Annotated in this window: 6 protein-coding genes; 2 read left to right on the forward strand and 4 right to left on the reverse strand. The window is 30.3% G+C overall.

Annotated elements, in window-relative coordinates:
- The first annotated feature begins 69 nt into the window (after window positions 1-69).
- Window positions 70-744, forward strand: a complete 675-nt coding sequence (locus tag U9R42_01925) for a rhomboid family intramembrane serine protease (GenBank protein ID MEA3494771.1) — start codon at window positions 70-72, stop codon at window positions 742-744.
- Between the two features lie 48 nt (window positions 745-792).
- On the opposite strand, the gene U9R42_01930 is transcribed toward U9R42_01925, so the two are convergent.
- Both U9R42_01930 and metG read right to left on the reverse strand, forming a co-directional pair.
- Window positions 793-1,506: a phosphoadenylyl-sulfate reductase gene (locus U9R42_01930; GenBank protein MEA3494772.1), complete on the reverse strand. Its 714-nt coding sequence runs from the start codon at window positions 1,504-1,506 to the stop codon at window positions 793-795.
- A 17-nt stretch (window positions 1,507-1,523) separates the two neighbouring features.
- On the reverse strand, window positions 1,524-3,563 hold the full coding sequence (gene metG / locus U9R42_01935; protein ID MEA3494773.1) for a methionine--tRNA ligase: 2,040 nt from the start codon (window positions 3,561-3,563) through the stop codon (window positions 1,524-1,526).
- 46 nt (window positions 3,564-3,609) lie between these two features.
- Here metG and U9R42_01940 point away from each other — a divergent pair, with 46 nt between their 5' ends.
- Window positions 3,610-4,512, forward strand: a complete 903-nt coding sequence (locus tag U9R42_01940; GenBank protein ID MEA3494774.1) for an LD-carboxypeptidase — start codon at window positions 3,610-3,612, stop codon at window positions 4,510-4,512.
- A 15-nt stretch (window positions 4,513-4,527) separates the two neighbouring features.
- Here U9R42_01940 and infB read toward each other — a convergent pair whose 3' ends face one another.
- Both infB and nusA read right to left on the reverse strand, forming a co-directional pair.
- Window positions 4,528-7,518: a translation initiation factor IF-2 gene (infB, locus tag U9R42_01945; GenBank protein MEA3494775.1), complete on the reverse strand. Its 2,991-nt coding sequence runs from the start codon at window positions 7,516-7,518 to the stop codon at window positions 4,528-4,530.
- Window positions 7,519-7,532: 14 nt separating this feature from the next.
- Window positions 7,533-8,768 (reverse strand): transcription termination factor NusA, encoded by a 1,236-nt coding sequence (gene nusA, locus U9R42_01950; GenBank protein ID MEA3494776.1) that lies wholly within the window; start codon window positions 8,766-8,768, stop codon window positions 7,533-7,535.
- Window positions 8,769-8,924 lie beyond the last annotated feature (156 nt).

An 8,924-nucleotide genomic window follows, 5' to 3' on the forward strand; every position in this document is an offset into this window, starting at 1 on the left:
CAGTTTTTATTTTTCTCTTACTTTTGCACTAATATTTTTCCCGATTTGTAATAATTGTAATTTTTTAGTTTGGACAAAGAAGAAAAAAAGAAAATTAAAGACGGGTTATTTTTAGCTCTTTCCTTTATCCTTATTTTGTGGATAGTAAAACTTATTGAAATTAATTTTGACATCAGTTTTATAAAATATTCTATGTACCCGAGAAAATTAAGTGGTTTAAAAGGAATTATTACCACTCCTTTAATTCACGAAAATCTTATGCATTTGTTCAATAATTCCGTTCCACTTTTTGTTTCCATTATTGGAATAATGTATTTTTTTAGAAAGCACGCTTTTCAAATATTTGCTTTAATATACCTTGTTACTCATTTTATAATTTGGCTTACAGCTCCACAATCATTTATTATTGGAGCCAGCGGATTGGTTTACGCATATCTTTCATTTTTATTTTTTGTTTCCGCCTTTGGTAGCAACAAAAATATGCTTGCTCTTTCATTGATTCTTATTTTTGCTTATGGAACAATGATTTGGGGTATCATTCCTGTTAACACAAATATTTCATGGGAGTCTCATTTGATTGGTGCAATTACAGGATTTGTTTTTGCAATATTTTATAAAAACAAAGGACCTAAAGAAGAAAAGTTTGATTGGGAAGACGAAGAAGAATTTGATGAAGAAAAAAATATTGACCAAATGGATGATGATGAAATAAATGAATTTATTGAACGTAACAGAAAAAAATAATTTTTCTTCTCTGTTAATCTGAGATAAAGAAAGCTCTACAAATTACCTCTAACTCGTCTTTACCTGCAAATGCAATCCGCATTCTTTTGTTTCAGGATTTTCCCACCACCATCTACCGTTTCTTGCTTCTTCTCCTTTTTCAACTGCTCTTGTACAAGGTGCACAACCTATGCTTGGATATCCCTTGTCGTGAAGAATGTTGTAGGGAATTTTCGTTTTGCGAATATAATCCCATATATCTTTTTCCGACCAGTTTAACAATGGATTTATTTTAATTATTTTAAAATCATTATCCCATTCAACTATTTTCATTTCTTCCCTAGTAACCGATTGCCCTTGTCTTAATCCTGTTATCCAAACATCATAACCTTCTAAAGCTCTTCTTATTGGAATCAATTTTCTGATGTTACAGCATAATTTTCTATTTTCTATACTTTCGTAAAAAAGATTAATTCCTTTTTCATTAACCATTTTTTCTACAGCTTCGTACTCAGGAAATTTTATTTCAATTTTTATCCCATACCTTGAGTTTGTTTTGTCAAGAGTATCATAGGTTTCGTAAAACATTCTACCTGTATCAAGTGTAAAAATTTTGGTGCTTTTATCAATTTTTACAATCATGTCTGTCAATACCTGATCCTCTGCTCCCAGACTACTTGAAAATGTGATTTTGCTTTTGTATTCCTTTAAAAAAAACTTTAAAATATCTTCTGCACTAGCGTTTTTTAACTTAGAATTTAATTCGTTTATTTTGTTTTTCATTTTTTTGACTTTTTTAATTAACCAACACTTGCTCCAAGTTCAGCATCTTTTTCGGGACTAAGAAAAATTAAATTCCCATCTTTTTCTTGAACCATCAAAATCATCCCGGATGATTCGATGCCTCGTATTTTTCTTGGTTTTAAATTTTGTAGATAGCTTACTCTTTTTCCAATTATTTCTTGTGCTTCATAAATATGTGCAATTCCCGAAACAACAGTTTTTTGTTCACTTCCTAAGTCAAGTTTTAGTTTTAAAAGTTTGTCTGTTTTAGGAACTTTTTCCGCTTCAATAATTTCGGCAACTTTAATATCCATTTTTATAAAATCGTCAAAGCTGATTTCTTCTTTTTTTTCTTCCATTTTTTTGTTCTGTTGCAAGCTTGCTTTTAATTTTTGGTATTGTTTGTCAATAACTTTATCATCAAGTTTTTCAAATAATAATTTTGCTTTATTAAGCTTCTTCCCTGCTTTTATTAAATCTGTTTTTCCAATATTATCCCAATCCAAAACATCAGAATTCATGTTAAATATGTTCATAATTTTTTCTGATGTAAAAGGTAAAAATGGATTCATTAAAATCGCTACATTTGCTGAAATCTGAATACAATTATTTAAAATTGTTCCTACTTTTTCTTTGTCTGTCTTTATTAATTTCCAAGGCTCTGTTTCTGCTAAATATTTATTCCCTGCTCTAGCCAAATTCATCATTTCTGATAGTCCTTCTCTGAATTTATAATTCTCTAAAGCCTTTGACACTTTAGCTTTTATACCTTCAATATTAATGTCCTTAAGGTCATTAGTATTTTGTGTTTCGGGAACTTTACCGTCAAAATATTTTTCAGTAAGAACCACCACTCTGTTAATAAAATTTCCTAAAAGAGCTACAAGTTCATTGTTATTTCTTGTCTTAAAATCCTTCCAAATAAAATCGCTGTCTTTTGCTTCCGGTGCGTTTGAAGTTAGTACATATCTTAAAACATCTTGCTTTTCAGGAAAATCCTTCAGATATTCATGAAGCCAAACCGCCCAGTTTTTAGAAGTTGATATTTTTTCCCCTTCAAGATTCATAAATTCGTTTGCCGGTACATTGTCGGGTAAAATGTAACTTCCTTCAGCTTTTAACATTGCAGGAAAAATTATGCAATGAAAAACAATATTATCTTTTCCAATAAAATGTAAAAGTTTGGTGTCTTTATCTTTCCACCACTTTTCCCAATCCTTTGTTAATTCCTTGGTTGCAGATATATATCCTATTGGTGCATCAAACCAAACATAAATTACTTTTCCCTCAGCATTTTCAATTGGCACAGGCACGCCCCAATTTAAATCACGTGTAACAGCCCTAGAACGCAGTCCATCATTAATCCAAGAGCTACATTGCCCATAAACATTTGATCTCCATTTACCTTTTTTTCCTTCAATTATCCACTCTTTGAGCCAAGCTTCAAAATCTTTAAGAGGCAAATACCAATGTTTTGTTTCTTTCAAAACAGGTTGGTTTCCTGATAATTTAGATTTCGGATTTTTTAGTTCTCTGGGACTAAGTGCTGAGCCACATTTTTCGCATTGATCTCCATAAGCTTCCTCAAATCCACATTTAGGACAGCTGCCAATAACATATCTGTCGGCAAGGAACATTTTTTCTTTTTCATCATAAAGTTGCTTTTCGGTTTTTTCTACAAAAATACCTTTATCGTAAAGTTTTTTAAAAAATTCCGAAGCTGTTTTGTGATGTATTTTAGATGACGTTCTTGAATAAATATCAAAACTAATTCCAAATTCTTTAAAAGATTTCTCTATCATTTGATGATATTTATCCACGATTTGTTGGGGATTTTTACCATCAGTTCTTGCTTTTAAACTTATTGGAACTCCGTGTTCATCAGAACCTCCAATAAAAATAACCTCTTTATTGTTTAGTCTTAAATATCTTACATAAATATCCGCAGGAATATAAACTCCTGCTAAATGTCCGATATGAATTGGACCATTTGCATAAGGTAATGCAGTTGTTACAGTGTATCTTTGGGGATATGACATATTTTTTTTATTTTGCACAAAATTATATAAAGTAAAAACAATAGCCACAGAAAGATTAAATAATATGTTAGGAAAAAATTATGTGAAAAAAGGAGATTATGTTTCAATAATTGCTCCCGCAGGAAAAATTTCAAAAGAAGTTGTTTTTTCTGCAAAATCAGTTCTTGAGTCTTGGGGATTAAATGTGATTTTAGGAAAAAATCTTTTCAAAAACCATTTCAAATATTCGGCAACAGACCGTCAAAGGCTTGAAGATTTTCAAGATGCTCTTGATTCTAAAGAAATAAAAGCTATTATTTGTGCTAGGGGTGGTTACGGATTAATTAGAATTATCGATAAAATTGATTTTACAAAATTTTATGAAAACCCTAAATGGATAGTTGGCTTTAGTGATATTTGTATTTTGCATTCTTACGTAAATAATCTTTTTAAAATACCAACTATTCATGGTCCTATGTGTAACGGTTTTTTACAAGAAGAAAATAAATCTTCATTGAAATATTTAAAATCTATACTCTTTGGAAAATTCCCCTTTTACGAAATTCCTACTAATAAATTAAATAAAATCGGTAAAGCAAAAGCAGTTCTTATTGGAGGAAATTTAAGCATAATTGACAGCTTGATAGGAAGTAAATCGGATTTTGACCCTAAAGGAAAAATTTTGTTTATAGAAGAAACAGGAGAATATTTATACAAAATAGATCGAATGATGTGGGGATTAAAACGAAGTGGAAAGCTTAAATATTTATCAGGATTGATTGTGGGAGAATTTTCTGAAACAATGGAAAAAGCAAATGTTTTCGGAAAAAATGCCTATGAGATTATTTCAGAAATTGTTGAAAATTATGACTTTCCTGTTTGTTTTGATTTTCCTTCGGGACATGGAAATATCAATTATCCATTAATATTTGGAAATAAAATTACTTTGTCAGTTGAAGAAAAAAGTAGCTTTTTGAATTTTGATTAAGATGGGTTTTAATAACTATTTTAATTCTTTTTTAACCATTTCAATTTTGTAGCCTTCAATAATATCTCCTACTTTAATATCATTAAAGTTCTTAATTCCTATTCCACATTCATATCCGGATTTTACTTCTTTTGCATCTTCTTTAAATCGTTTTAAAGAATCTATTTCTCCTGTAAAAACTATTACTCCTTCTCTAAGAACTCTTATATTTGTATTTCTTGTAATTTTCCCATCCATTACTTTACTACCTGCGATAGTTCCAGCTTTAGTAATTTTAAAGACATCTCTAACTTCAATATTACAAACAATAACCTCTTTTTCGGTGGGTTCAAGCATACCCTCTATTGCGAGTTTCAATTCTTCAATAGCATCATAAATTACAGAATATGTTCTTACGTCAATTCCATCTTTTTCTGCTAATTTACGTGCATTCAATGATGGTCGTACTTGGAAACCAATAATAATCGCATCAGTTGCTGTAGCAAGAAGAATATCTGATTCAGAAATTTGACCTACTCCTTTATGAACAATATTCACTTGAACTTCTTCATTCGATAATTTTTGCAATGAATCTGATAATGCTTCTACAGAACCATCAACATCACCCTTAATAATTACATTTAATTCTTTGAAACTACCAAGTGCGATTCTTCTACCGATTTCTTCAAGTGTTATATGTTTTGAAGCTCTAATTCCTTGCTCTCTTAATAATCGTTTTCTTTGATTTGCTAAAGATTTGGCTTTGTGTTCGCTTTCCAATACATAAAAAACATCTCCTGCTGTGGGTGCTCCATCTAAGCCTAATATTTCTACAGGTGTTGATGGTCCAGCTATTTTTACTTTTTTACCATACTCATTAACCATAGCTTTTACCCTTCCGTAATAAGCACCGGCAATTATTGAATCACCTATTTTTATTGTTCCTTTTTGTATAAGAATATTTGTAATTATCCCTTTACCTTTATCAAGAGACGCTTCTACAACAGTACCTGTTCCTCTTTTTTTATTATCTGCTGTTAACTCTAACATTTCTGCTTCTAAAAGAACTTTTTCTAATAGCTCATCAACATTTAATCCTGTTTTTGCAGAAATTTCCTGACTTTGTATTTTCCCTCCCCAGTCTTCAACTAACAAATTCATTTCCGAAAGTTGTTTTTTTATTTTTTCAGGATCAGAAACTTCTCTATCAATTTTATTTATTGCAAAAACAATGGGAACATTAGCTGCCTGTGCGTGGCTGATAGCTTCTTTTGTTTGTGGCATAACGTTATCATCAGCAGCAACAACAACAATAACAATGTCTGTTACTTTTGCTCCTCTTGCTCTCATTGATGTAAATGCTTCGTGACCGGGAGTATCTAAAAATGCTATCGATTTGCCATTTTTTAAATCTACTTTATAAGCCCCTATGTGCTGAGTAATTCCCCCTGCTTCACCTTTAATAATCTGTGATTTTCTGATATAGTCAAGTAGGGATGTTTTTCCGTGGTCAACATGACCCATGATTGTAACAACAGGTGATCTTGGAGCAAGATTTTCTTCGTTATCAGGCTCTTCCAATGATGGCTCGTTGGTACTTTCACTTTTAAATTTTGTTTCAAAACCAAATTCATCAGCAACAACCTGTATTGTTTCTGCATCTAATCTTTGATTTATATTTACCATCAAACCCAAATTCATACATACCATTATAACTTCTGTAACATGCACGTCCATCATGTTTGCTAATTCATTTACGGTAATAAATTCTATTAGTTCAAGGATATTTTTTTCTTGCTGTAGGCTTTCTTCTTTTTGCTTTTGCCTTATTTCTTTCTTCTTCTTTTTTCTTTCTTTTGCCTTCTGAACGCCTTCGCCTTTTTGTTTACTAGTTAATTTTGCTAATGTTGAAGATACTTGCTTTTGGATTTGCTTATCATCAACAACGATAGGTTTCTTTTTTGGTTTGTTTTTATCTTTTTGAACTTTATTCGTGCCTACATTTGGTTTTGCTTTTTTAGAAAAAACTCTTCTTCTTTTTCTTTTTATTGATTTAGGGTCAGATGTTGATGCAACAGGTTTTCTTTTTTTCTTCTTTTTGGTAAATTGATCAACGTCTATTTTTCCTATAATTTTTAATCCTTTTCCTTCCGGTACCTCTTCTTCTTTCGCTTCCTTTTTTACTACTGCTTCTTTATCTTGCTCTGTTTTTTCTTTTGGTTCTGTCTCTATCTTTTTTTCTTCTATTTCCTTAACATCATCCTTTTTTTCTTCTATTTCTTTGCCCTGTTCTTTCTCTTCTTTCTTCTTTTTTTCTTCCTCTTTCTTGGCTTCCTTTTTTTCTTTTTTCTTTGACTCTTCTTTCTCTTTTTCTAATTTTTTCTTCTCTTTTTTAGCTTTTTTCTTTTCTTTTGGATCTTCTAATTTTATTTTTCCTACTATTTTTAAACTTTTTACTTCATCCTTTTTTTCTATTGTTTTTTCTTTTTCTTCAATTTCTTTAACGGGTTCTTCGTCTTTCTTTTTGCTTTCTATTACTACTTTTTCTTCCTCTTTTTCCTCTTTTTCAACTTTCTTAGGTTCTGTTTTTTCTTCCTTTTTTTCCTCAATTATTTCAGGCTGTTCTTCTTTTGCCTTAGGCTGTTTTTCCTCTGGTATTTCTATTTTTTCTTCTTCATCTTTTGCCTCTACTTGTTCTTCTTTAGCATCCTTTTCTTCCTCTTTTTCAAGTAATTCTTCTTTAACTTCTCTTAAGTACTCTTCTCTTTCTTCAATTTTTCTTATTCGCTCTTCTTCTTCTTTAATATCTTTAGCATTTTCCTCATCTGTATATTCTTTTTCTAATTTATCCGAACTAAAATTTCCCAATAATAGTTTTATAACATCCGAATCTAATTTTGTATTTGGATTTGGATCGCTTCCGATATCAATCTTTTTATCCTTTAAAAATTCAATTATTGTTGTTGTTGCAATATTAAATTCTCTAGCAACTTTTGATAATCTTTTTGCCTTTGTTTTTTCTGTCATCTAAAATACTTTTCTTATTCAAATTCTTCTTTAAGAACATTTAATACATTCTCTATTGTTTCTTCCTCTAAATCAGTTTTTTTTGCTAATGCCTCTTTTGAATATTGCAAAACACTTTTTGCGGTTTCGCATCCTATTTTTTTCAACTCTTCTATTACCCAATTTTCAATTTCGTCAACAAATTCACTTAATTCTACATCAAACTCATCTTCATCAATATCTCTAAAAACATTAATTTCGTAACCTGTAAGCTTAGCTGCTAATTTAATATTAATACCTTCTTTACCTATTGCCAGTGAAACCTGATCGGGTTTTAAATAAACAAAAGCAGTTCTTTTTTCTTTATCAATATCAATCTTTGTTATTGTTGCAGGACTTAATGAACGAGTTATAAATAATGAATCATTTTCTGTATAATTAATGATATCAATATTTTCATTTTTTAATTCTCTAACAACACCATGTATTCTTGAGCCTTTCATTCCAACACATGCACCTACGGGGTCTATTCTATCATCATAAGATTCAACAGCAACTTTTGCTCTGTCTCCCGGTTCTCTAATTACTTCTTTTATAATAACCAAGCCATCAGCTATTTCAGGAACTTCTATTTCAAATAATCTTTTAAGAAATTCAGGAGATGTTCTTGATAAAATTACTTTGGGATTAGTGTGCATATTTTCAATTGTATGAACAACAGCACGTACATTGTCTCCTTTGTTAAAATAGTCCCTTGGAATTTGTTGGTTTTTAGGAAGAATCATTTCATTGCCATAATCATCAAGTAAAAGAATTTCTCTCTTCCAAATCCTATACACTTCTGCTGAAACAATTTCATCAATCCTATCTTCGTATCTTTTAACCATCTCCCCACGTTCAATATCAATAATTTTATTCTGCATATTTACTTTTGCAGTTTGAATGGCTCTTCTTCCGAATGAGGCTATTTTTATTTCATCTGATATGTCTTCTCCAACTTCAAAATCTTCTTCTATTTTTTGTGCTTCTGTAATTCCTATTTGTGAGTTATCATCTTCAACATCTTTATCTTCAACAATTTCTCTGTTTCTCCATATTTGAATATCACCTTTTTCAGCATTAATTATTATATCATAATTTTCGGCACTACCAAATTTTCTTTCAATTAAATCAAGAAATACGGATTCAAGAACCCTAATCATTTTAACTCTATCAATATTTTTTATATCTTTTAAACCCGCAAACGATTCAATTATATTATCCCTATCCATTATTATACTACTTTAAACATAGTTAAAAATTAACAATTTCTACAAAAAAAGGGGACATAGTCCCCTCTCAAATCACCGCAAATATATAATTATTTATAAAATCTAACACATATTGTTTAATATTATTTAATTGTTAATAAGATGGTTCTATAAATA

Source organism: Bacteroidota bacterium (assembly GCA_034723125.1).
Classification (GTDB): Bacteria; Bacteroidota; Bacteroidia; order CAILMK01; family JAAYUY01; genus JAYEOP01.